Origin of the sequence: Sedimentibacter sp. (assembly GCF_038562225.1) — a bacterium.
Taxonomy (GTDB): Bacteria; Bacillota; Clostridia; order Tissierellales; family Sedimentibacteraceae; genus Sedimentibacter.
Genome location: NZ_JBCFAS010000003.1, coordinates 86,922 through 111,772, shown reverse-complemented (window position 1 = coordinate 111,772; position 24,851 = coordinate 86,922). Strand labels below are relative to the sequence as shown.

The window sequence follows — 24,851 nt, the reverse complement described above, 5'->3', positions numbered from 1 at the left end:
TTGTGATGCAGCTTTAAAGGATCACTGGGGACGGTTCTTCATGTCCAATTCGCACTCTACAAGCATTCTTTAATTAAGCTATTATCATACAGAATTGCCCCGAACCGTCCCCTATAGTTCTTTCATATAAACTTCGTGGAATATAATTTCAACTTAATTACGCTTGTCTTTATATAGTACATTGAAGCATTCCAAACATATACTAATAAAAAAGCAAAAAAGGAGTGTAATCATTGGAAAAAGTAAATGTTAGACTGCGCCCCATAGTGAGCAACATAAACTTACCAACCGTTATTAAAACAGCCATTCTTCCGGGAGACTCAATGGAAAGTTTGTTTATTGCAACACAGGTGGGTGAAATTTTTTATGTAAGGAGTGGAAATATAAAGTTATTCTTAGATATTCGCCAGAGAATAATAGAGCTGGGTACTAATGGCGGGTATGATGAAAGAGGGCTTTTGGGCTTAGCATTCCATCCTGATTTTTATAACAACGGCCTTTTTTATCTCCATTATACATTAGCTGGAACACAAGGTCCCGGAGCCCTATCAGGTTCTTTCCTGCCTAACCCATGTAACCCCAATACTTTAAACCTTAAATGGAATAATAGAGAAACTAACTACGACCATATTGATACAGTTGAAGAATGGATTTTGCTGCCAAATGGTCAAGTTCAAAGGCGACGTGTATTACTAAATTTAAGAAGGCCATTTATGAATCATAACGGTGTCAACAGCTTAAACTTTTCGCCAGAAACAGGAAAATTAGTATTGACAACCGGAGATGGCGGTTCTGGTTATGATCCGTTTAATTTAAGCCAGGACATCATGGAAGTTGCAGGCAAAATAATTGAAATTGATGTAGGTATGAATACTTTTATGGAAAATCCCACAGCAGTCACACGATTTAATGAACTTCCTGCAACTATTTACAGAGCTCTTTCTGTAATTGCCAAAGGTGTTCGAAATATTCCCGGCATTGCATTTCAAAGATATTACAATCAATACATCAAATATGTGGGAAATGTTGGTCAGGACTTGGTAGAATCAATTTTTTCATTTGTTTATTATACCCCATTACCAGTCACTGAAATAATTCAAGCTTCATCGCAAGACCGTGAGCCTAATCATGAAGCGCTTGTTAATCTAGGCTGGAGAGGCTGGGAAGGTAATTTGCCGACTACCGTTATACGAGATTGTTCAGCAAACTCTACTTTAACTGAAGAAACTATTGCTTATTTCAACGAAGCAATAGGCACTTCATCTAATCGTATACATCCTCTGACTTGTTATTATCATATAGACTCACGGCCTGATAAATTTAGCGGTTCAGCACTTACAGCTGTTCAACCATATATGGGAAGTGAAATTTCTGATTTAACAGGATGTGTTGTTTTTACTGATTTTGTCTCGAAAGGTTCACGACCACCTGCAAGAGGAGCTTTAGCATACACTAAAATAAGGACAGATTGTAAAGAAAATGATTACGGTATTATTGAACCAGATTATAATTTTGGTAATCACTCAGCTTATTATGTCAGCTTGGGGACTAATCTCAATCAATCAAGACTATATTTAGGTGTCTATGGCTCAGCAAATGTTACTAATTTTAATCAAGGTACCATTTTTGAAATTGTTAAATGATTAATAAAATTCTGGGGAGTCCCCAGAATTTTATTTTTAGTTGAAAGGATAGCACTGTTTTAGATAATCATATACGAAACTTGCCAAAAATAAATATAAAAAACAATAATTAAGAGAGAAAAATAAAAGAATGCATATTTGAACCAATAAATTACCTGGAAGGGTCACTCCTAAAACAGGAATTCCTATAACAAAATTTACTAAAACGAGCGACAATGTTAAAATAATTCCGCTGAACAAGGATATAAACACCTTAGATTTTAGCCTGTGATTAAATGCACCTAATGAAAACCCAACCACACCATTTGTAAATAAAAAAAATAAACCTTCATGTGCGTTGAATAAAAATATTAATATAGCTGCAATGATATAACCAATTAATCCAGCCCTTAGATTTAATCTTGACAAAATGTATATGGGCATTGCGCTAAATGTGGTAATAATCACAAATATTTCTCCAAATAATGCAGGCTGCAATTGAAGCACAGCAGCAAGACAAATTAATAAGCCCCCCTGGGCTATATTCCTAGCACTCAAACATAACACCACCAATGATATAATAATCATTATATGTAGCAGCTAGTTTTTTGCGTTTAGCCTAGTCATATTTAGCAATACATATGAGCTTATTTTTAAACAATGTTTACAATAAGCGTTTTATGGGTATTAATTATTTATCAAATATATTGGAAGGTTGATAAAGAATGAAAAATATGCCTGTATTATTTATTGGCCATGGTTCTCCAATGAATGCAATTGAAGATAACAAATTTGTTCGTGAATGGCAGTCACTCACAGAAAGATTACCCAAACCTAAAGCAATATTGTCTGTTTCAGCTCACTGGTATACAAATGGTACTAAGATTATGGATGAGGAATATCCGGAGACAATATACGATATGTATGGTTTTCCGGATGCACTTTATAAAATTATATACGCTGCCAAAGGCTCTCCTGAACTTTCTAACAAAATTATTAAAATATTATCTCGTCCTGTGGATATAGATAATTCATGGGGCTATGACCACGGAACATGGTCAGTATTACACAGAATATACCCAAAAGCAGATATTCCGTTAATTCAGCTTAGTGTCGACCGTAACGCTTCAATGCAGGAGCATTATAATATTGGTCAACAATTAGCCAGACTCAGACAAGAAGGTGTTCTAATCTTTGGAAGTGGAAATGTTACACATAACCTAAGTAGAATTAACTGGCAAATGGATAGAGGATATGATTGGGCTGAGGAGTTTGATAATTATATCATAAGTAGTATTAAAGACAAAAATTATGATAATGTAGTTGATTATAGAAAGATCGGTAAATCTGCAGATTATGCTGTACCCATTTCTGACCATTTTGCTCCGCTTTTGTATGTACTGGGAGCAATAGACGGAAACGAAAAACTAAGCGTCTTTAATGACGAATGTATTATGGGCTCCATGTCCATGACAAGCTTTTTATTTGAATAGTACAAAAAATATCCTGCGTGAATAATCGCAGGATATTTTACAATTTTATCAAATTTAGGCAGATCTTTGATTTTAATTATACTCAAAATCAATATCTAAATTTATCGTTATTCATCCTCACATGGTTTCAAATATCTGCCCATCAATGCTGGCTATTTCATCAATAGGGATCCATGTGCCATTGGTCATAACAACAACCCGTTTGTATTCATCTATCTTTTTAGCCCTGCCGATAACAGTAACGTAAGCGCCGCCATTCTTCTTTTCATCTGGCTGAAAGTAGGTGATTGCTATTTCTGGATGCTCTTTAAGCTGATCTGCTATGATTTGCAGCCTGACACTCAAAACGTCCTTCATGTATTCGTCCAACTCCACTCTCTCACCAGTCAATCTTGCGGTTTCTTTGATGGCGGCATCATATCCGGTCAGTGCAGCGAAAGGTGAAAACTGAGCTGCCCGGTCAATAGCCGGCATATGAGGGCGTGTCGCTGAAACATGGTGCGGAAGATTCATGATGTCGTCATATGATTTTGTCATGCCTTATGCCCTCCAATTTGCTCATTTCGTTCCACTGTGGTTGCGCCTTCCTCCAGATTCATGCCCTTTAGGATGGCGTTTTTTCCATACTTCTTTTTAATTTGAAGTATTGCTTTCTGCATCTTTTTTTCTCGAGCAAGCTCAGCTTCTTCATACGCTTTATTCGTCTGTTCAGCCTCGTAATCAGTAAAAAGATCAAGCTGCTCATAGTTATCCGTCTTTTGAACAGCTGCCTCATCAACAACATGATTTGCAGTAATGTTGACTCTCCTGATTAAAAGATTTTTGTCAACGATGCGTTCAAACAACTCTGTGACGGCATCCAAAATGAGCTTTGTGGAAGATGTCTGCCTGCCAAGGTTTGCAGAACCATGGGCAGATTTCGGAACAGCACGTCCGTAATAGTCGGTTGTAATCGTCCCGTTATACGATTTCTTTAATTTTGAATTTGATAGATTTTCAATATCATATCCAACCGTCAAAACAAGCTGATCGGTCACAAGCCTTTTGTCCACCAGGTCAAGTACCAGCAAATCGGTCATTTCTAGCACAATCAACTTCGCTTTGTCAAAGGTATAAGCACAGTGCAGCACCTGCCCTGATCCAATACTGTTTGAGCTTGGCTTGTATGCTTTAATATGAGCAATAGTGCATGGTTCCCATCCCCATGCATGGTCAATCAGCAGTTCAGCGTTAATGCCAAACAGTTTATACAGTAAATCCTCGTTATAGTAATCGTTGGATTTACCGATAGAGCATCTTGCAATATCTCCCATGGTAAAGAGGCCTTGTTCATTCAATTTCTTTGCATACCCCCTGCCTACGCGCCAAAAATCTGTTAAAGGCTGGTGTGACCACAGCAAGCGACGGTAGCTCATCTCGTCCAATTCAGCAATCTTCACGCCTTTTTTATTGGCTGGAATGTGTTTTGCTCTAATATCCATAGCAACCTTGCAAAGATACAAGTTTGTTCCAATCCCTGCTGTTGCTGTAATACCCGTCGTTTCAAGAACATCAAGAATCATCTTTGTGGCAAGCTCATGCGCCGAAAGATTGTATGTGTTCAAATAATCAGTGGCATCAATGAATACCTCGTCAATGGAGTACACATGGATATCTTCGGGTGCAATGTATTTCAAGTAAATATTGTATATTTGCGTGCTGTACTCTATATAAAGAGCCATCCTAGGCGTAGCAGCAATGTAGTCCAACGCCATATCAGGTGAGGATTTCAATTCAGCATCGTTGAAGGACGCTCCTGAAAAAATCCTCCCTGCTGCTTTGCGCAGACGTTCTGCATTAACTTCCTTGACCTTCTGCACCACTTCAAACAGCCTCGCCCTGCCTGGAATGCCGTACGCTTTGAGGGAGGGAGAGACAGCAAGGCAGATGGTTTTTTCAGTACGGCTTGCATCAGCTACAACCAAGTTTGTGGTCAAAGGATTAAGTCTTCGTTCCATACACTCAACCGAAGCATAAAAGGATTTTAAATCGATTGCGATATATGTTCTGTTCTTCATTTTATTCTCTGTCCGCCTCCTTCAAAAATTATCTGCCATCAATTGAATTTCCTATTTACTACCATAATTCTTTCAACATTCTAAATTCCTTGTATATAGTATCTCCAAATTTATATTCAAACGAATACTTTTTATTAAATCCATATTTTTCATATAGGTTAATAGCCACTTGATTATCTATTTCTACGCTTGTATATAAATTTTCATCTGGAAATTTATTTTTGAAAAAAGTTAGCCAAATCCCTTGCCTTGATGCTTAATATCAATCATAAATCTTGAAAATGACCATCCCGATAGTTCTTCATCGTAATCATATAATAAAAATCCAACCATTTCATCACCATTATATATTGCTAATGGATATAACTCATCTTCAAAAAAGCTTGTACCAGTGAAAATGCATTACTTGCAACATAGTTAGTTTGATGCTCTCCAACCTTTAAAGACACACAAGTGTTATAATTAAATTTATCTATTTTTCTAAAATTAATATCCATATAGTACCCCTTCATATTCCTATTTGTATCCATGGGAGACGGTTCTACTTGTCCAGTTCACACTCTACAAATATTCTTTAATAAACCAATTTCATGAAAATAAATCCGTGCCCTATGGTTACTTTACTCTTCATGTCTCGAATATTTTCTAAAATCAATTATTTTTGCTGACTTTCTCTTCTCATCTACTCCCAAGCGTTCCATATCCAATTGAAATAGTTCAGTCGGATATCCAAACTCTTCAAAACCAGGCGGTGTACAAATATCTCTATTTATGTATTCGCTCAGATCTCTTTGGTACTTCACTTCCTTCTCTAATTCATCATCATAAAAATCTATACATGTTGCTACCCTATTGACTCCTCCAACTGCTTTCTTCCCGTGAGTTTTGGTAAGCTTAGCATCGCCTGCCATCTGCATATATTTGCTTATCTGACTTTCTGAATATCCATCTACTCGCATTGCTAAACAAATAACGTTGTGAATATAAACCACATAATAATTCCAGTCTCTTGATTCAATATCTGTCATAGCAATTGCATATCTGCTGCTTACATTCACTACTAGCAAAACATTTCTGTTTTTATATTTTATTAAATGGGTATCCCAACAAAATGCTAAATCTTCCTCTTCTACTGGAGCAAGTTCCGCTTTCTTTACTCTTTTTTGCACTATTCCCGATAATCCAATCTGCATTTGTGTCCTCTATTCTATAATTTCGATATTATTTCTTTCACACCATTCTCTTGCAATTTTTTCGTAAGCATCGTCTCTATACTTATACCACTTCTGTTCCAAGCCTAAATTATATAGCTTATCTCGTCGATATCGTACTGACCTGGCAACGGAATATAATCCTCAATAAATCCATCTTCAATTTCTTCTATCAGCTCTGAATCATCGTCACCATTTACCATACCATCGAATATCATAAGTACTTCTTCTGTTTCTGTACTATAATAATATTCCGTTTCAGGATTGGTAAAATTTATTGCTTCGAGTACATCTTGTTATTTTACTTTCATATCTGCTAATTCTTTCTTTAAGTTACCACTAAAGTTTCATATATTTATTATTTTACTTTATCCTTTTCTTATTTATTAATAGCAAAAATAGCTTAATATGAAACGGCTTTCTGTGACAACCTCTCATAGTGTCTATTTAATTAACATTATAACATGATTGTATAAATATCTCTATATTTTAATGATTTACTTCTGCTATGTTATATGATCCAAATGTCGTGAAAAATCATTATTTATTGACGTAGATAGCAGGTATTCTGATGCAGCTGTATCTAGCAGGAACTAAAGTATTAAAAAAATTGAAACAAGCAATAAAAAATACATCTTCAAGATTCTAGAAACCTTTCGCCGAGCCATAGTAACCAATGAAGACGTATCATACATTAAGAAATACACAATAGTGTATTTCACATAACAATGTAATTGCACCACAGGAGGTGGTAGATGAGAAGTATAAAATTTAATTAAATACAGAAAAATGTCCTCCATACATCCACAGGAAATCTATAAAAAGGTGAAATATACCTTTTAGATGTGGATAATATAACAGCAACATTGCATAAATGTGGATAGATAATTATAAAATACAATTTTGATGGTATTTAAAAAAGTTTATTCCTCATCGCAGCGCAACTTATATATGGATTGACAACGAATTATCAAAGTGCTATTATATATTTATCTCGATGACCTATGGTCAATGAAATTAAACAGGAGGAGTAATAGAATGAAAAAAAAACTAAGTTTGCTGCTTTGTTTAATCATGATAATAATCATGGCAGCAGGATGTACACAAAAGAATGAAATACAGCCACCATCTGCCGTCAACACAGACAGCACCACTAAGGCTATGATGGCACCGGGAACATACACTGCACAGGTATATGGTTTCAGCATGTCCTGGCCCGATATAATCAATGTTACAGTGTCTGAAAATGCAATAGAATCCATCGCATTTGACGAAAAATCCGGAAGTACGGCTTCCATGATTGACACTGTGGCAGCAAATATGTTTCCACGAATACTCGAAAATCAATCTATCAATGTAGACATGGTAAGCGGTGCAACCTTTACCAGCGCTGCAGCTCGTACGGCAATCGAAGACTGCATCAAGCAGGCCATTATAGCGGCTGGCAATGAAGAATCTGCCATCAGCGCATTCAAAACAACACAAGAAAAAATTGGCGGAAGCGAGGAACTAGAAACACAGGTGTTAGTAATAGGTATGGGCGGCGGCGGCACATATACTGCTCTTCGTGCGGCAGAAAACGGTGCTGATGTATTAGTTATAGAAAAACAGGGACGTTACGGCGGCACTACTGCCCTCACCTCCGAAATACAATCCATCAATCCTCCGCGTGTACAAGAGAAATACAACAATGGTGAAGATTTTACTGACGCAGAAGCTCTGTATCAAGCATGGACGGAATATACGGAAGGCGATGCCAAGAAAGAAATGCTGGACCTCTACTTTGAAAACTCAGGCCCTGCATTCGACTGGTTGGCTCTTGATCATGGAGCCATGTTCGATTTTGACCCTAAACCCGGTTTTACACCTCAGGACTGGTATAAAGTTAAATTTCAATGGTACCCGAACACGTCTCCTGACCACCCAAATGCACCAACTTACGGTTATAACAAGCGTGAGATTGCTTCATATTTCGACAAACTTGTCGAAGATTTTACAGCTTTGGGCGGAAAATATATGCTCGAAACAGAAGCCTATGAACTCATAACAGATGAGACCGGCGCAGTTGTGGGTGCAAAGGCGAAAAACCGCTTGACTGGCACTGAATACACAATCAAAGCTGACGCAGTTGTTATAGCTACAGGCGGTTTCCTCGGCAATAAGAAAATGACAAACGAATATCTTTCGGATGAATATTATCCGCTCAAGGGCGACTGGAAAGTTTACGGCTCTTATGGAAATGACGGCAAGATGATACAGTCTGCTATTGATATGGGGGCAGCAACATATAACATCGGAATGCCTCCGGAGGTACATATGTCCGGCACGCCTATGTTCATACCCCACAGTTACGGCTTTCCCATTAACAGGGTTGAAGGTCAGAAAAGCTTTAACACAGGAAGACAATGTGTTTGGTCTGTTGCTGACCTTCCAATGTTCCTTGGAATTACTCCCAACAGCTTGGCTGTAGGTGTGGATGGAGAACGCTTTACAGCAGAAACTGGTGTAGCTATGCTAGATCCTTGGATTGCCGGTCCTAATTTCTATAGCATCTGGAGCAGTGACCAGATTAACGATGTGCGTGACAATGGGTTCAAGCATTTCCTTGGTGGTGTGTCATCAGGTTTTCTTGGTTACACAGGGGACATACCTGTAAATACACCTTTACCTGAAGCGTATGATGTATTAGACGCAGGAATTGAGATGGGCTTCATTTTCAAGGCTGACACAATTGAGAAGCTGGCTGAGGCCATAGACATAGATTCGTCTTCTCTAAAAAATACAGTTAAAACCTATAACAGTTACTGTGCAAGCGGCAAGGATGAGCAGTTTAACAAGGATGCGAAATATCTCGAAACAATTGGTCAAGGTCCTTACTATGCTATAAAGATGGCAAGTTACTCATACAACACTTGTGCAGGATTGGATGTAAATACCAAATTACAGATACTTAACACCTCTGGTGAGCCAATTGAAGGCCTTTTCTGCGTCGGCAGTGACTGTGCAGGTGTTCTATTCACAGAAAAAAAACCATATGTAACATATGGTGGAGCAAACAACGGTTGGGTTCTCACAAGTGCATACGTTTGTGGTGAATCTGTCGCTGAATATGTAAGCAACAAGTAAGCTATTCTCATTTTTACACTTGCAACGTATGAGTTTTAACTCATACGTTGCATTTTTGTTAAGAACATTCTTTCTATATATTAACCTTAATTTAAAAACTTTTTGACATGCTTGTTGTTTCACAATATGTATGGTAAGATAAATTAAATGAAAAACGAAAGGATGTTCAAGATGGAAAAAAAGCCAACCAACCGTGACTTGCAAGCACTTGAAACTGAAAAAAAAGTAACCGACACGGCAATGAGATTGGTGAGAGAGCATGGATATGATCGGGTAACCATTAGTCAGATATGTAAAGCCTGTGGTGTAGCCAAAGGCACATTTTATATCTATTTTACTTCAAAAAAGGATATTCTTATTAAACTAACTTCACGATTTAACAAAGAATTGAGTCAGTTGTTTATTTATGACGAAAACCTTGACTCTGTGACACTTTACCAAAATGCGGTTACTTCCTACCTTAATTATGTGAGCAAGGATGGTCATGCATTTACCAAATCCTATATGAAAGCAATGATAGATGAAGAATTGGCAGCAGAAGAAAATATCTCTTTAGAGCTGCAACAAAACTTTATAGATAAACTAATCTGCAAAGGATTACGCGATGGTGATTTTCAACTTAACATGAGCTGTGCTGACTTTTTTGCACTTTTTAGAGCAACACTCATGGGCGTTTTAACACAGTGGAGCATGAGTAATGAAAGCGAAGGATTGATAGTAATGGGACAGCGAGTATTGTTTCCCCTCATTAATCTTATGAAAAAGTAATGTCCTTCGCGAGGTGATTCTGTATATTCAAACCTTATCCTTTCCAGTAGTTTTTCCCTATACATAACCAATTAATCCATCCCTCGGAATGATTTCAATAAGTGTTTTATGGGTATTAGTTATTTGTCAAATATAATTTGATAATTATATGATAAAAAGTATCAAAGACAAAATTATGATAATGTAATTGATTATAGAAAGATAGGTAAATCTGCAGATTATGCTGTACCCATTTCTGACCATTTTGCTCCGCTTTTGTATGTACTGGGAGCAATAGATGGAAACGAAAAACTAAGCGTCTTTAATGACGAATGTATTATGGGCTCCATATCAATGACAAGCTTTTTATTCGAATAGTTCAAAATACGACTGCTCTAATAGTTATCTTTCATCCCCTGTAAGCATTTGCTCATTCCCCAAAATAAGTTTTTTTCATTGTAGCATTAAAGGACGACAATATTCTACTATTATCGCCCTTTTGCAGGTTTGTAAATATATATCTATAGAATGACAAATTGATGTTGTCCACATGGTAAATTTTAATTTTTCGCAAAGTTGGTTCACTATCCCCTCTTTTTTTAGCTGTTATTTTCCTAGTTTCTTGTACTCGGACCCTACGATAAATAATGCTATTACAAAGCAAATTACATCTGAAATCGCTCCTGCATAAAGAACTCCATAGATTCCCCTTTGTAACCCGATACATAAAAATAAAGAGATTGGAATCAGCAAGATAATCTGTCTCAAAAATGCCATTATAGTCGCCTTCTTTATATTACCAAGAGACTGAATTGCCGTACTTCCTGTCATCTCAAGAGCATTCAATGCAATGACCAAAAGAAGTGAGTGACACATCAACTCTACGAATTCCATAAATAACTCATAACTAGAATCACTCGGTGAAATAAACATACCACCAAGCTGTCTTGGAAATAAGAAAAAGATAATATTAAATACAACACCAATTAAGAAATTTACAATGATTACTTTCTTCAAAGTTTCTCTAACTCTTTCATTCTGTCCTGCCCCATAATTAAATCCAATAATAGGCTGTGCACCTATCGTAATTCCAATAACAGTTGAAATGAATAAGGTATTGATTTTGCTCATTACACCATATGCTGATAATGGTATATCAGCACCAAACTTAGATAATGCTCCATATTTGGTCATCATATTATTCATAAATACGAATAACACCAGCACCGTTCCTTGTGTAATAAAAGATGATATTCCCAAACTAAGGGTCTTAAATACACTAAGATCTAATTTGAAACTATACTTATTTAAGTCAACAGATTTAATCTTCTTAATATATACAACTGCAATAACAAATGTAATAATCTGACCAATGATAGTTGCTAATGCTCCGCCTCTCACTCCCATATGAAGCCCAAAGATAAAGATAGGATCTAAGATAATATTAATGATTGCACCAATAATTAACATGATCATAGAATACTGAGGTGCTCCATCAGCCCTTATGATATTAGAGAGTCCAGAATACACAATCATAAAAGGAGCTCCTATAATAATGATTCTTCCATAATCTACAGCGTACTGATATACATTTTCTGTACAACCAAACATATAAACTAATTTTGGTAAAAAAATGAAGGAAACCACTGATAAGAGAACAGATACAATAAACATGACAGTGATAGCCTGTCCTACACTTTTCCCTGCTTCTTCTTTCTTCCCTTCACCCAATCTAAGTGACATACTTGCCGCAGCACCAATACCAATTAAGCTTGCTACTGCATTAAATACAATAATTAAAGGAAACAGTACATTTGTAGCAGCGTTACCAAATGTTCCTACTCCCTTTCCAATAAATATTTGATCCACAATATTATATATTGAATTAATTAACATACTAATTACACACGGAATACAGAACGCAACTAATAATTTATTAATTTTCTCTTTTCCAAGATCTAAATTACCCATTCGAATTTCTCCTCTTTTTATTCTAAATTTTTTGCAACGTATTGTATTATAGCGTATAATAAATTCAAAATAACAAGACATGTGTCTTGTTGTAAAAAATTTAGGAGTTTATATTTTATGAAACAACTATTCGATCAAGAAGTAATCTCTTCCTATATAAAATTACACCACATAGATTCCTATTTTGAGAATCTTCATATCCCCAAAAGCATTATAGAATACGAAAAGGGAGAATTTTTATGTTCTCCCCTTTTATCAAACCACTATATTCAATTCATCATTGAGGGTGACGTAAATATTCATTATATTCGTGAAGATGGTACCCTCTATTCTTTGGCAAACTGTAGTGAAAACTATATGATAGTTGAACAACAGCTTTTCTGCAACACAGATGATGCTGTCTATGCAGTAGCCATAACTCCTACCAAATGCATTGCGATCTCCATCGATCAGTGCCGTGAATTACTACTAAATGACAAAGTATTCTTAAGAAAAACTGGAGAAAATCTATCCACAATTCTCTCTACAATTACCAAAAGCAATGCTTCTTCCAGTGACTTGCAAAGTCGTACATACAATTATATGAAATATCGGTGTAAAGGTGGTTCCTTTACTGGTCTTGAAAAAACAGCGTTTCATCTTCACTGTAGCACTCGTCAGCTTCAGAGAGTTCTGAATCAACTAGAATCTTTAGGGATTGTTAAGAAAACTGGAAAAGGAGCATATCAATTGTTATGAGAATAATGAGAGCATACTACTTATACCACGACTAACAACCCCTTCATCTCTGCGAGAAATGCACGGTTTCTCGCAGAGGCTACTTAATAGTTGTTAATGATTGGACCGCACATAATAATTTCTCCTAGAAAGATCATTATCTATGATGACTAGTTCTCATATAATTATCCTTCTCAGCATTATTTATGTCTATTGCATCTGCAAGTCGTTCTGGAACTCTGCCTCTTATCTCCATCTCTGGCAACTTATCAACTAATCCCTTAATCATCTCCTGCGCTTTTCGACTTTCTAAGATATCTGGAACATACTCTAACATCTCAAAATCAAAATGCTTTCCTGTAAGAATATCTACCTCTGATCCATACATAATATCCCCAGGTGCTTCCAGACAGATGGCAATTCCTTTGATTCCATTCATCCGTTCTGGTGGAATCCGTTTCCACAAATGCACTGCCTCATTCACAGATTCTATATGCTCGTAGCACTCTCCCAATGTCTCAAACTCTGAACATTCTTTTACTGCAGTTGAGATCTTCCATGATGCTTTTCAAGGCATACTTTATAAAAACTCTGTTCTCATCATCAAACCATCCACTTCTGGCAGACAGCGACATACGGTCAAGCATGAGTCCATATAGCAGTTTGGCATTATTGGATATGTCTTTAAAGCGTGGATCAGTAATCAACGCTTTTGGCAGACGGTAGAACGTAAATTGTTCTGCTTCTTTTCCATAATAAAATTCCAACTCCAAACGCTCCATTAACTCATGCTCCTTGATGCTTCATAGCCTTGTATTTCATTCGATATACTTTTGCTTTTTCACTGATCAGAATATCTTCTCTAAGTCTTGGAGTTTCGTTATCTTTGTTTATTAGCCCGCAATTAGTAAATATTTTTTTATATTTAGAATTTAATAAATCTACAATAAATCCGCATGCAGAACTAATGCATATAACTCCTGCTGTAATCTTAATATCTGATGATGATGATGTTATATTAGACAGACCAACTAATCCTATACCAAAAGTTGTTATATACAATTCAGAATCATTATACTTACTCATGAATACACCCTAAGAACCACTAAATTAGTAAAAGAGTTAATATCCTTTTTAAAAATCTAAATTAAAATAAGATAGTTATATCAGAAATCTAAGTTATGATATATTATGTTCAGCCAAAAAAACTTAGACATAATCTTTTGTATTTATATCAATTTTAATATCAACAATATTAAAATGTGTTGTTGCTAATACCCAAACAATCCGCTTGTCTGATAAATTCCTCCGCCAATTCTTAAAAAGTCTTGTTTTGTGAGGATTTACTTGCCATCAACCTATTCCCTTCGATTTTTCTAAGCTTCATATCTAACGTGCTTCCTTTTTAGGTCAAAAAATCAAAAATGACCGTATATGATTTTCAAAAATACTTCAAAAATCTAACACGGTCATTTTAAATTCTAAAACTCTAAAACGTTAGAATATCAGTCTTCTGCCTATTCCCACTCAATGATTATTTAATTTTCATTATTTTCTTTCATTGATTTTACTATCTTTCATGTTTTTATTATTTTTATTTTCATTAAAAAAATCATGCCTCAAAAATTATATGTACGGATTGTGTACGCCTAATTTCTTATATCAATTGTATTTCAGATAATGTATCATTATTTTCTTTCTCTTTTAGATCGCATTTCGAGTACTAATATCCGCCATCTTATTATATTCTTTCAAACAAAACGTCTCCATGGCTCTTATTTAATTTCAGTTCCTCCCCATTCAATAACAGTAAATCCATTCCTTTCAAATGTAGATAATATAGGCTCTTCTACTTCTACAAAGTTGTCCAGAGGTTGGTATACCATAAAAATTCTTAAAACACTATCTGGTTTTGGGCTTATGTTAAGTTTAGCACTATTTTCATAAATTTCCGTCTGAAATGTAATTAAATTGTATTTGTTTTTTTGCATATGCGGAAGCCAGTATACTATAAATTCATTTAACTCCTTTGGATTCAATCCTAAGTACTCTAATTTTTCTTGTAAAAATTGAATAGTATCTATTCCTCTTACTACAAAACCTTTTGACATATCCCAGGAACTTTTTCCTATACCTTCCCAATATAAGTACGAGTATTCTCTGCCGTCATCCTTATTAATTAATGTTCCATCAGTTCTGGCAGTTACTTCCCATCCACTTTTTATATGTTGGGTATGTACATGTTAATGCACCGTCTAACTCTAAACTAACAGCAACTTCTGTTTCTATCTCTGGATAAAGATATATAACAGGTTTTGCAAACCCCCCCAAAAATTCAAAATAATAGTTACACGATTCAGGACTATATTCACCTAAATAATATGCATCTACTAAATAAGCCAGTTCGTGATGTATCATCCTCATGGTTAACTCTTTTTGAGATACTTCTTTATAATCATTTAAATTAGCAATCCAATCAGAGTATAAATTAAAAGAATTCTCTCTCATGTCTGCACAATATTCTTGCTTTAAAAATCCAAAGAATGCCCAGTCACCGTATGCATAAGTTATATCGTTCCATGTATAATATGGTATATTCTCATCTGTTTCTTCAAAATATTCTGTACTTATTTCAAACTCCATTAATTCACCAAAATAATAATAATTAGTAATTGTTTTCCCCGAATCATCAGGATCTATAACAATTTCTGCCCTAAAAGCTTCAGTAAATATCAATTTATCATCTTCCAAGGTAAATAAATAATCTGTATCCTCAACTTTATTATTCTGTCTATTTTTGTATGACATATTAAACCATGCTTTTGAACCATCATCTAATTTTTTTATTGCTATAACATTACTTAAATTGCCAATAACTCTATGATAATTATACAGGGTATCAATATATTTTAATTCATTATCATTGATTCTATATATTTCTACATCAACAGCATTTTGAACTTCACTATTAAAATCAATATAACTAGACTGTCTAGAAACTAATAATTCTGGAAATTTATCAAAGTCTAAATCCAATAATGTAATTCCTAAGGTTTTTTCATTAATTATAGTATTCAAATTAGATATTAATGAATTATATACTATCTGCATATTTGGATCTTTGTTTTCGCCACTAAAATCTAAATCTGAAGATTTCATTAAAATATCAGCCGTATCTTCATTTATAGGAGTACATTTTGTTAATATTGCCGTATTTGAATATTCGGTTTCATCCGAGCCCACTTTATACTGTACTAATAAACAATCAGCTTCTATTGTAGCATATATATAATTAGAACCTATAACATCAAAACTATCAATATTTTCTTTTGTATTTTGTCCTGTCATATCTATATCAATTTTGGAATTAAATTCCAACGTATCCGCTTTTATGTTCAGACCATTAATATTAAACTCACATAAATCATCTTCATGATGATAGACAGGTATTCCATACATATAAGCAGGATCAATTATCATATTGAATGTTTCTCCACCATCATTTCTTTTTATAAATGCATTAAAAGTAGTTTGCCACATATCATAACCAAAGTTAAAGCTCTCAGCTTTCATTATTTCAGAATCTTCGTTATAACCGTTGAAAATTGCATATGGTGCAAGTTGTCTAATAGTAAGTGGAGTTTCATAGGATTGAAAACTATTGTATTTCTCTTTTGCCATGCTTAGTTGAATCTCATCAGTGTTATATTTATCATCGTATCCTTCACAATATAATATTTTTGTAGAGTTTCTTACAAAATCATAATACTCATTAAAATAAACATAATTAGATGAAATATGTGTATCCGCTAAATTAAAACTAATTGTATTACCATTTATATTTTTATTAATATTAATAAAACTTAGCTGTTCACGAGTTGCTTCTTCTAAAGGTATAAAATTTTTATCTTCTTTATTGTTTTTTTCATCACCGTTTTGTTTAGAGTTTTCTTTTTTTTCTAAGACAATATCTATGTTTTGTGCTGCTTTATCGTTACTTTCATTCCCATAATCGTTTGCATTATCTTTATCATCAATTTCTAAGTTAGAATCTGCAGTTGTACTGACGTCACCTGAATTACCAGTATTAAAACCTTTGCAGCCAGTAAAGTTAATTATTATTAATAAAAAAATACATATAGCATTAATATATTTTTTCATTCAAATACCTCTTTTCTGATTTAATAGAAATACTTTTTATTTTGATACCATATTATATTATTACATTTATTGGATATATAGTATAACAATACCTTATTTTATATTATTTTAGCATACTGCGACCTGTCATTCAATTACAAAACTTATTCCTATAGCTTTTGATTGTTTTCGGTGATAGTCTCTCTTTGACTCACAATTGCATAATTGTAAATTCTTTCTTATTTTAATCGTCGTTCTTCCTTGTAAATTTTTCATTGGGAATGCCTCCTTAAAAACAATGAAATAGATGGCTCTGATTACTGAAAAATACAGTATAATCAAAACCATCTATCCTAAATTCATACTAACCCAATATTAAATAAATTGAAATTTTTTTATTCCCACTCAATAGTAGCTGGTGGCTTTGAGGTGATATCGTAAACTATTCTGTTTACATTGTCCACTTCGTTCACTATTCTATTGCTTACTTTTTCCAATACTTCGTATGGGATTCTTGCCCAGTCGGATGTCATGCCGTCTGTTGATGTTACAGCTCTTAATGCTACTGTATGTGAGTATGTTCTGCCGTCTCCCATTACACCTACGCTTCTGATGTTGGGAAGGCATGCGAAGTACTGCCATATTTTGTTCTGGAGGCCTGCTTTTTTAACTTCGTCTCTGAATATGAAATCTGCTTCTCTTACGATGTGCAGTTTGTCTTCAGTGATTTCGCCAAGAACTCTGATTGCGAGACCAGGTCCTGGGAACGGCTGTCTTTCAACTATTTCTTCCGGGATTCCAAGTTCTCTTCCCACCTGTCTCACTTCGTCCTTGAACAGCTGTCTCAATGGTTCCAACAATTCAAAGTCGACATCTTCAGGAAGTCCTCCAACGTTGTGGTGGCTCTTTATAACCTGAGCTGTTGCAGTTCCGCTTTCAACAACGTCAGGATAAATTGTTCCCTGTACCAGGTAATCTATATGTCCGAATTCTTCCTTCAGCTTCTGTTTTTCTTCTTCGAATACGCGGATGAATTCATTGCCTATTATTTTACGTTTTGTTTCTGGATCAGTAACGCCGGCAAGTTTTCCAAGGAATCTTTCCCCTGCGTTAACTCTTATGAGGTTCATGTTGAACTTTTCCTTGAACACCTGTTCAACCTGATCCCCTTCGTCTTTTCTCAGAAGGCCGTGGTCTACGAACACGCATACCAGGTTCTGTCCTATAGCCTTGTGCACCATCACTGCAGCTACGGATGAGTCAACTCCTCCTGACAGTGCGCACAGAGCTTTTTTATCTCCAACCATTTCCTTTATCTTGGCAATTGATTCTTCGCAGAAATTACCCATAGTCCAGTCTTTTGTCATACCGCAAACATTAAACAGGAAGTTGCTTATGATTTCTCTTCCCTTTTCCGTGTGCTCTACTTCAGGATGGAACTGAACGGCATAGATGTTCTTTTGTGTGTTTCTCATGGCGCATACGGGGCAGGTTTCTGTTTTTGCGGTTATCTCAAAGCCTTCCGGAGATTTTTCTATATAGTCCGTATGGCTCATCCATGCCAGCGAATTTTGTTCTATGTTACTGAACAGCTTGTCGCCTTCCATAACTTCAAGCTTCACTCTTCCGTATTCCCTTGAATCGGCTCTGTTTACCTTTCCGCCGAACTTCTGAGCTATGAGCTGTCCGCCGTAGCAAATTCCAAGCACCGGTACTCCCAGTTCGAATATCTCACTGTCAATTGACGGAGCCTGATCTTCATAAACACTTGCCGGACCGCCTGACAATATGATTCCCTGTGGATTTTTTTCTTTGATTTTATCGATTGTATATGTGTACGGCACTATTTCGCAATACACGTTGGCTTCTCTTACCCTTCTGGCTATAAGCTGACTGTACTGTGCACCAAAATCAACTATTAATATCATTTTTTGCTCCTTTGTTTTTTCGACCATATTTTTAATATAGATTATCAAAAAATGCATTGAGTGTCAATTAAATAAAAACAATTTTGAAAAGTCAAACGTTACCTTATAATAATAACCAAAATCTGCTTTCAATAAAAAGCCGCCTTTTTGCCGGGTGGTGAACAGTCCATACATCCAGGCATATAATCCGATTGTCCGGAAGGTTTTCGAATCGTGCTGGATGTTACTCTGTTTCATCGCCTGACATTTGGCGGCTAATTATTTAATTTGTGTATCTAAGCACTGGCTTTCTGGCGGCCGATGCTTCATCAAGCCTTGAAATAACTGTTGTGTGAGGAGCAGTCTTCACCAGTTCAGGGTCGTTTTCTGCCTCATCAGCTATCTGTCTCATGACAGCAATGAATTCATCCAGCGTTTCCTTGGTTTCGCTTTCCGTTGGCTCTATCATCATTGCCTCAGAAACTATAAGCGGGAAGTAGATTGTCGGCGGATGGAACCCGAAGTCCAAAAGCCTCTTGGCGATGTCCAGTGTTGACACTCCGCTATTCTTCTTCTGCCAGTCTCCTGACAGCACGCATTCATGCATGCATTCCCTGTCAACAGGAAGGTAGTATTTGTCCTTGAGTTTCCCTGCAATGTAGTTTGCACTTAGCACGGCATTTTCCGCCACCTGTTTCAAGCCGTCAGGACCCATGCTCTTGATGAAGGCATATGCCCTCACAAGTATGCCGAAGTTGCCGTACAACGACTTCACCTTTCCTATGGACAGAGGTCTGTCGTAATCAAGATAGTACTTTTCTTCTTTTTTTGCTGCAACGGGTACCGGCAGGAACGGAACAAGATTCTTTTTGACACCAACTGGTCCGGCTCCCGGACCTCCTCCTCCGTGAGGAGTGCTGAACGTCTTGTGCAGGTTCAGGTGGACAACGTCAAATCCCATGTCTCCGGGTCTTGAAATTCCAAGTATGGCATTGGCGTTGGCACCGTCATAGTACATAAGCCCGCCTGCTTCATGGACTATCTTTGAAATTTCTAGTATGTTTGAATCAAACAGCCCAAGCGTATTGGGGTTTGTGAGCATGAAGCCTGCTACTTCATCGCTCATTACTGCCTTGAGGGACTCCATGTCAACCAGTCCGTTTTCTGCTGATTTCACTTCTACCACATCAAATCCTGCCACTGCGGCAGATGCCGGATTTGTTCCGTGGGCAGAATCAGGAACAACTATTTTCGTCCTTTTCAAATCATTATTGTTGTTATGATATGCTTTGATTATCATGAGCCCTGCCAGTTCCCCGTGAGCTCCTGCTGCCGGCTGCAGCGTGAAACCGTCCATGCCTGTAATTTCAGAAAGCATGTCTCCAAGGTCGTACATGAGCTTCAAAGCCCCCTGAACCGTGCTTTCAGGCTGGCAGGGATGAATTTTTGAAAAGCCTTCAAGCCTTGCAACCTGCTCGTTGACCTTTGGGTTGTATTTCATGGTGCAGCTTCCCAGCGGATAAAAGCCCGAATCCACGCCGTGATTTCTCTGTGAAAGCTGCGTAAAGTGCCTTACCGCATCAAGCTCGCTGACCTCCGGAAGCATGGGCAGCTCTTGTCTGAGATACTTGCTGTCAATCACATCATTTATGGTAAGACTGGGCACGTCGCACTCGGGAAGAGAATATGCCTTTCTTCCTTCGCGGCTCATTTCAAATATCAATGACTTATGTTTCTGCATACTACTCCCCTGCCTTTCCTGCCAACAGGTCTATTTCCTGTCTTGTTCTTTTTTCGGTCACTGCCACAAGCCATCCGTTTTCAAGCTCCGGGTAATCCTTACCTAGATCATATCCGCCCATGATTTTGCTTTCTAAGAGCCTGCCGTTCAAATCATACACATTTTCGCTGCTTTTCAACGCAAATTCCTTGAAAAAAGGAGCGGTGAACAATGGGCTGAATTTTCCCGTACCAACAAGGGCATCATGAGCGTAGTGCGCTTTGTTAAGGCAAAGCTCCGCAACCTTCTTAAGCCCTTCCTTTCCCATGAATGTCAGGTACATGGTTACCTGAAGTGCGTTCAGGGCCTGGTTCGAGCATATGTTTGACGTTGCTTTTTCCCTTCGTATGTGCTGTTCCCTGGTCTGCAAAGTAAGCACGAAGCCTCTGTTTCCTTCAGCGTCATTTGTCTGGCCTACGATTCTTCCGGGCATCTTGCGCATGAGCTTTTCTGTTACAGCCATGAACCCCAGGTAGGGTCCTCCGAAGCTCAGCTGGTTTCCCAATGACTGTCCTTCTCCCACTGCTATGTCTGCTCCCAGTTCGCCTGGACTTTTCAGTATGGAAAGAGATATGGGGTCTGCGCTTACAACCAGAAGGCTTTTGTTTGCATGAGCCATGTCTGCAGCTTTTCCTATGTCTTCAATTATCCCGAAAAAGTTCGGACTTTGAATTATAACGGCGGCTGTGTCACTGCTCAGCTTAGAATTTAGGTCATCCATGTCCAGCTGGCCGTTACTGAAATTAATTTCAGTAACCTTCATGTTCCTGAACTGCGCATAAGTCTTAAGAACCTGGCGGCTTTCAGGGTGAACAGTTGATGCAACCAGGATTTCAGGTCTTTTTACGGCTTCGCATGCCATAATTGCCGCTTCCGTGAGAGCGGTTGCTCCGTCGTACATGGATGCGTTTGAAACTGCCATGCCTGTGAGCTCACAGATCATGGTCTGGTACTCAAAAATTGCCTGCAGCGTTCCCTGGCTTATTTCAGGCTGGTAGGGAGTGTAGGCTGTATAAAATTCCTGCCTTGAAACAAGCTGGTCTATGGCAGAAGGAATGTAGTGGTCGTAGGAGCCGGCCCCCAGGAAACATGCGCAGTCATCGGTGCTGACATTTTCCATCGCCATGTTTTTCATGCTCCTGACAAGCTCCATTTCCGACAACGCCTCTGGAATGTTCAGTTTGTCCTTCAAATGCACCGAATCCGGTACGGCCTTGAAAAGAGATTCTATGTCTGGATAACCAATTTCCTTAAGCATCAGCCTTCTGTCTTCATCAGTATTTCCAATATATCTAGCCATAATATCTCCTTAATCGCATATTTTTTCGTAGTCTTCTGCACTCATAAGCGAATCAATTTCTGCGGGATTAGACAATTCTACAGCCATGATCCATGACTCATATGGATTTTCATTTATGGAGCCGGGATTGTCGGAAAGATTTTCGTTGACTTCAACAACCTTTCCCGATACAGGTGTGTACACGTCGGATGCCGCCTTTACGGATTCTAAAACTATGCACTGGTCTCCAGCTGCAACATCTGTTCCCACTTCAGGAAGTTCAACGTACACAACATCTCCCAAATGATCCTGTGCATAGTCTGTTATTCCCACATATGCTTTACTTCCTTCAACCTTTATCCACTCATGTGATTCCGAATACTTAAGTTCATTCAATACTTTCATAATATCCTCCTGATAACGATAGTTTAATTCGACAATGCACAAGCATTGACTAGCATTGTTTTTCTATAATTCTTTTTTACTTACATTGCCATAATACGATCCTTCATCCATGTGGATGACATACAATAAGCTTATAATTCTTAATTCTTCACTCTTCATTCTTAATTAAAATGATTTACTTTTTATATTTTTTCGTGTAGAACGTTTTTTTGATTATCTTTGCTTTCAGGCTTTTGTTTCTTATCAATATTTCAATTTCCGTTCCTTCCTTTGCGTACTCGGCTTCAATCAGCGCAAGTCCTATGTTTTTCTTCAACGTGGGAGAATAGCTTCCTGTGGTCACATATCCTATCTTTCTGCTGTCTGCCATAACCTCATAGTGGCTTCTGGGTATTCCCCTGTCAACCATTTCAAATCCAACAACCTTTCTTTTGAGACCTTCTGCCTTTTGTTTTTCAAGAGCTTCCTTGCCTATGAAATTTTCCTTGCCCATCTTCACAAAAAATCCAAGACCTGCTTCCAGCGGAGTTATGTCCTTGTCGATTTCCTGTCCGTACAGCGGAAGGGCAGCCTCAAATCTAAGGGTGTCCCTGGCTCCCAAACCTGCAGGTACAAGCCCTTCATCTTTTCCTGCTTCAAGTATGGCATCCCAAAGCTTTGGAGCATCCTTAGCGTCAAAGTACAGCTCAAACCCGTCTTCACCCGTGTATCCGGTGCGTGATACCAGAACTCTGAACTCCCCTACCTTAACGTTATCTGCAAAATGATAAAACTCAAGCTCATCAAGATCAATCACAACAAGCTTCTGCAGAATATCCTGTGCCCTAGGTCCCTGAAGAGCAAGCTGGGCATATTCGTCAGATACGTTACTTACCTGGACATCTCCGAATGTCTGTGATTCAAGCCACTGAAAATCCTTTTGGATGTTTGAGGCATTGACAACCAGCAGATAATCCGTGCAGCTGTACTTGTAGACCAAAAGGTCGTCAACTACTCCGCCGTCTGTATAGCACATTGGGGTATATGCTATCTGCCCTTCCGATAGAACCGAAATGTCGTTTGTCACAACCATCTGCAAATATTTCTCGGCATCCTGTCCCTTTACGGTTATTTCTCCCATGTGGGATACATCAAAGAGTCCTGCAGCATTCCTCACGGCTTCGTGCTCGGGTATGATTCCCGAGTACTCCACCGGCAGCGCCCAGCCTCCGAAATCAATGATTTTTCCATTAAGCTCCATGTGCTTTTCGTATAATGGTGTCGTTTTCACTTCATCACTCCTTAATATATATTTGCAAAATTTTCCAATTTTGCTGAAAAAAAAGACAGCGTAACAACGTGCGTCATTACCTCTGTCTCAGATTGCTATTCAGAGTATTGTCCGGACACAGCCCTTTTGCCTGAAAGTTTCGTTGCACCCGACCAGTGCAATTTGCTTCTTCGGCGTCCTTTCGGAACTCTCCTGTGCCCATCACTCAATATTATATTTATTAACTTTTATCTTTATGTCAAATTATTCTATATGTTTGACATTATCATTATAATGCTTGAAATCTGCCTTTGTCAATAGTTTTTGCATGTTAAAAAAACTACTTTTATGTTTTGTTCTTAATGCATTTTTATTAATGTTACATTTGTGACAACTCATGAACTTGACAATTCATGAATATAATATTATCATTTTATTATCTTATAGAATGGAGCTCAAAATGAGAATTCTAATAGCGTATGCAAGCAACAACAGCACCACGGAAATGTGTGCAAAAATGCTGGCTGACAAACTTCCCGGCGCAGAAACCGTAAACCTGACCAGGTCAAAACCTGACCCCAAAGATTACGACGTCGTTGTAATAGGCAGCTGTATAAGATTTAACAACATACACCAATCAACCCTTGATTTCATAAAGGACAACGTGGATGTTCTTATGAAAAAGAAGACCGCCATTTACATTTGCTGCGGTTTTCCGGAAAAAGTCAACCAGTACCTGCTGCACAACTTCCCGAAAAAGCTTCTGGACAAGTCATTTTCAATACAATGCTTCGGAGGAAGGTTTAAAACAAAGCCATACAAGCTTTTTGACCTGCTCATAATGAAGATGGTGAAAAAAACCTTCAGGCAGGATAACAGGATGCTGGAGATTGATACTGAAAGCATAAACAGGATGGCAGATGATATATTGGAAAATATGGTATAAAAAAAACGGTCAATGACCGTTTTTTTCTTAAAAACAACAAGTGCGGCAAAATCAGATTACTATCTGAAATTGTCGTTATTGTTTCTGTTCTTGTTATTTTCATTGTTTCTGTTGTTGTCGTTCTTGTTGTCAAAACGATTGTTATCGTTTCTGTTGTTATCGTTTCTGTTGTTGTCATTCCTGTTGTCAAAACGATTGTTA

General features: G+C 37.3%; 23 protein-coding genes and 1 riboswitch. Of the genes, 6 read left to right on the top strand and 17 right to left on the bottom strand.

Annotation, left to right across the window (positions count from 1 at the left end; all coding sequences use genetic code 11):
• Window positions 1–233 precede the first annotated feature (233 nt).
• Entirely contained in the window at window positions 234–1,643 is a 1,410-nt protein-coding gene (locus AAGU76_RS12420) for a PQQ-dependent sugar dehydrogenase (protein ID WP_342485826.1), read from the top strand.
• A 36-nt stretch (window positions 1,644–1,679) separates the two neighbouring features.
• Here the strand turns inward: AAGU76_RS12420 and AAGU76_RS12415 are convergent, their stop codons facing one another.
• Window positions 1,680–2,180, bottom strand: coding sequence for a hypothetical protein (locus AAGU76_RS12415; RefSeq protein ID WP_342485825.1), 501 nt, complete (start codon window positions 2,178–2,180; stop codon window positions 1,680–1,682).
• Between the two features lie 167 nt (window positions 2,181–2,347).
• Here AAGU76_RS12415 and ygiD point away from each other — a divergent pair, with 167 nt between their 5' ends.
• Window positions 2,348–3,115: a 4,5-DOPA dioxygenase extradiol gene (gene ygiD, locus AAGU76_RS12410; protein WP_342485824.1), complete on the top strand. Its 768-nt coding sequence runs from the start codon at window positions 2,348–2,350 to the stop codon at window positions 3,113–3,115.
• Between the two features lie 117 nt (window positions 3,116–3,232).
• Here ygiD and AAGU76_RS12405 read toward each other — a convergent pair whose 3' ends face one another.
• From AAGU76_RS12405 to AAGU76_RS12390, 4 genes are all read right to left on the bottom strand, one after another.
• The gene (locus AAGU76_RS12405; protein ID WP_342485823.1) at window positions 3,233–3,652 is read right to left on the bottom strand and encodes a hypothetical protein; all 420 of its coding nucleotides are present in this window, start codon (window positions 3,650–3,652) and stop codon (window positions 3,233–3,235) included.
• Window positions 3,649–5,172, bottom strand: a complete 1,524-nt coding sequence (locus tag AAGU76_RS12400) for a DNA methylase (RefSeq protein WP_342485822.1) — start codon at window positions 5,170–5,172, stop codon at window positions 3,649–3,651. Before AAGU76_RS12400 ends, AAGU76_RS12405 begins: the two co-directional genes overlap by 4 nt.
• Window positions 5,173–5,792: 620 nt before the next feature.
• Entirely contained in the window at window positions 5,793–6,365 is a 573-nt protein-coding gene (locus AAGU76_RS12395) for a hypothetical protein (protein WP_342485821.1), read from the bottom strand.
• A 104-nt stretch (window positions 6,366–6,469) separates the two neighbouring features.
• A complete protein-coding gene (locus AAGU76_RS12390; protein ID WP_342485820.1) occupies window positions 6,470–6,601 on the bottom strand; it encodes a hypothetical protein in 132 nt (43 codons plus the stop codon).
• Window positions 6,602–7,421: 820 nt separating this feature from the next.
• Here AAGU76_RS12390 and AAGU76_RS12385 point away from each other — a divergent pair.
• Both AAGU76_RS12385 and AAGU76_RS12380 read left to right on the top strand, forming a co-directional pair.
• Window positions 7,422–9,509 (top strand): FAD-binding protein, encoded by a 2,088-nt coding sequence (locus tag AAGU76_RS12385; RefSeq protein ID WP_342485819.1) that lies wholly within the window; start codon window positions 7,422–7,424, stop codon window positions 9,507–9,509.
• Window positions 9,510–9,680: 171 nt separating this feature from the next.
• Entirely contained in the window at window positions 9,681–10,277 is a 597-nt protein-coding gene (locus AAGU76_RS12380) for a TetR/AcrR family transcriptional regulator (protein ID WP_342485818.1), read from the top strand.
• A 218-nt stretch (window positions 10,278–10,495) separates the two neighbouring features.
• Here the strand turns inward: AAGU76_RS12380 and AAGU76_RS12375 are convergent, their stop codons facing one another.
• Both AAGU76_RS12375 and AAGU76_RS12370 read right to left on the bottom strand, forming a co-directional pair.
• Entirely contained in the window at window positions 10,496–10,639 is a 144-nt protein-coding gene (locus AAGU76_RS12375) for a hypothetical protein (RefSeq protein ID WP_342485817.1), read from the bottom strand.
• Window positions 10,640–10,862: 223 nt separating this feature from the next.
• The gene (locus AAGU76_RS12370; protein WP_342485816.1) at window positions 10,863–12,227 is read right to left on the bottom strand and encodes an MATE family efflux transporter; all 1,365 of its coding nucleotides are present in this window, start codon (window positions 12,225–12,227) and stop codon (window positions 10,863–10,865) included.
• A 117-nt stretch (window positions 12,228–12,344) separates the two neighbouring features.
• Here AAGU76_RS12370 and AAGU76_RS12365 point away from each other — a divergent pair, with 117 nt between their 5' ends.
• Entirely contained in the window at window positions 12,345–12,965 is a 621-nt protein-coding gene (locus tag AAGU76_RS12365) for a cyclic nucleotide-binding domain-containing protein (RefSeq protein ID WP_342485815.1), read from the top strand.
• 136 nt (window positions 12,966–13,101) lie between these two features.
• Here AAGU76_RS12365 and AAGU76_RS12360 read toward each other — a convergent pair whose 3' ends face one another.
• The 10 genes from AAGU76_RS12360 to gcvT all read right to left on the bottom strand — a co-directional run bounded on the left by AAGU76_RS12360 (window position 13,102) and on the right by gcvT (window position 23,725).
• Window positions 13,102–13,410: a hypothetical protein gene (locus AAGU76_RS12360; RefSeq protein ID WP_342485814.1), complete on the bottom strand. Its 309-nt coding sequence runs from the start codon at window positions 13,408–13,410 to the stop codon at window positions 13,102–13,104.
• A 52-nt stretch (window positions 13,411–13,462) separates the two neighbouring features.
• Window positions 13,463–13,726 (bottom strand): replication initiator protein A, encoded by a 264-nt coding sequence (locus tag AAGU76_RS12355; RefSeq protein WP_342485813.1) that lies wholly within the window; start codon window positions 13,724–13,726, stop codon window positions 13,463–13,465.
• A 4-nt stretch (window positions 13,727–13,730) separates the two neighbouring features.
• Window positions 13,731–14,030 carry a hypothetical protein gene (locus AAGU76_RS12350; protein WP_342486315.1) on the bottom strand — a complete coding sequence of 100 codons (300 nt, stop codon included), beginning with the start codon at window positions 14,028–14,030 and terminating at the stop codon, window positions 13,731–13,733.
• Window positions 14,031–14,719: 689 nt separating this feature from the next.
• Window positions 14,720–15,055 carry a hypothetical protein gene (locus AAGU76_RS12345; RefSeq protein WP_342485812.1) on the bottom strand — a complete coding sequence of 112 codons (336 nt, stop codon included), beginning with the start codon at window positions 15,053–15,055 and terminating at the stop codon, window positions 14,720–14,722.
• Between the two features lie 79 nt (window positions 15,056–15,134).
• Window positions 15,135–17,105, bottom strand: a complete 1,971-nt coding sequence (locus tag AAGU76_RS12340) for a hypothetical protein (protein ID WP_342485811.1) — start codon at window positions 17,103–17,105, stop codon at window positions 15,135–15,137.
• A 374-nt stretch (window positions 17,106–17,479) separates the two neighbouring features.
• Complete coding sequence (gene guaA, locus AAGU76_RS12335) at window positions 17,480–19,039, bottom strand: glutamine-hydrolyzing GMP synthase (RefSeq protein ID WP_342486300.1); 1,560 nt, start codon at window positions 19,037–19,039, stop codon at window positions 17,480–17,482.
• A 235-nt stretch (window positions 19,040–19,274) separates the two neighbouring features.
• The gene (gene gcvPB, locus AAGU76_RS12330) at window positions 19,275–20,732 is read right to left on the bottom strand and encodes an aminomethyl-transferring glycine dehydrogenase subunit GcvPB (RefSeq protein ID WP_342485810.1); all 1,458 of its coding nucleotides are present in this window, start codon (window positions 20,730–20,732) and stop codon (window positions 19,275–19,277) included.
• Between the two features lies 1 nt (window position 20,733).
• Entirely contained in the window at window positions 20,734–22,071 is a 1,338-nt protein-coding gene (gcvPA, locus tag AAGU76_RS12325) for an aminomethyl-transferring glycine dehydrogenase subunit GcvPA (protein WP_342485809.1), read from the bottom strand.
• A 9-nt stretch (window positions 22,072–22,080) separates the two neighbouring features.
• Window positions 22,081–22,455 carry a glycine cleavage system protein GcvH gene (gene gcvH / locus AAGU76_RS12320; protein ID WP_342485808.1) on the bottom strand — a complete coding sequence of 125 codons (375 nt, stop codon included), beginning with the start codon at window positions 22,453–22,455 and terminating at the stop codon, window positions 22,081–22,083.
• Between the two features lie 175 nt (window positions 22,456–22,630).
• Entirely contained in the window at window positions 22,631–23,725 is a 1,095-nt protein-coding gene (gene gcvT / locus AAGU76_RS12315) for a glycine cleavage system aminomethyltransferase GcvT (protein WP_342485807.1), read from the bottom strand.
• 108 nt (window positions 23,726–23,833) lie between these two features.
• A riboswitch (glycine riboswitch) is annotated at window positions 23,834–23,930 on the bottom strand.
• Between the two features lie 234 nt (window positions 23,931–24,164).
• Here gcvT and AAGU76_RS12310 point away from each other — a divergent pair.
• Entirely contained in the window at window positions 24,165–24,650 is a 486-nt protein-coding gene (locus tag AAGU76_RS12310; protein WP_342485806.1) for a flavodoxin domain-containing protein, read from the top strand.
• The last annotated feature ends 201 nt before the right edge of the window (window positions 24,651–24,851 follow it).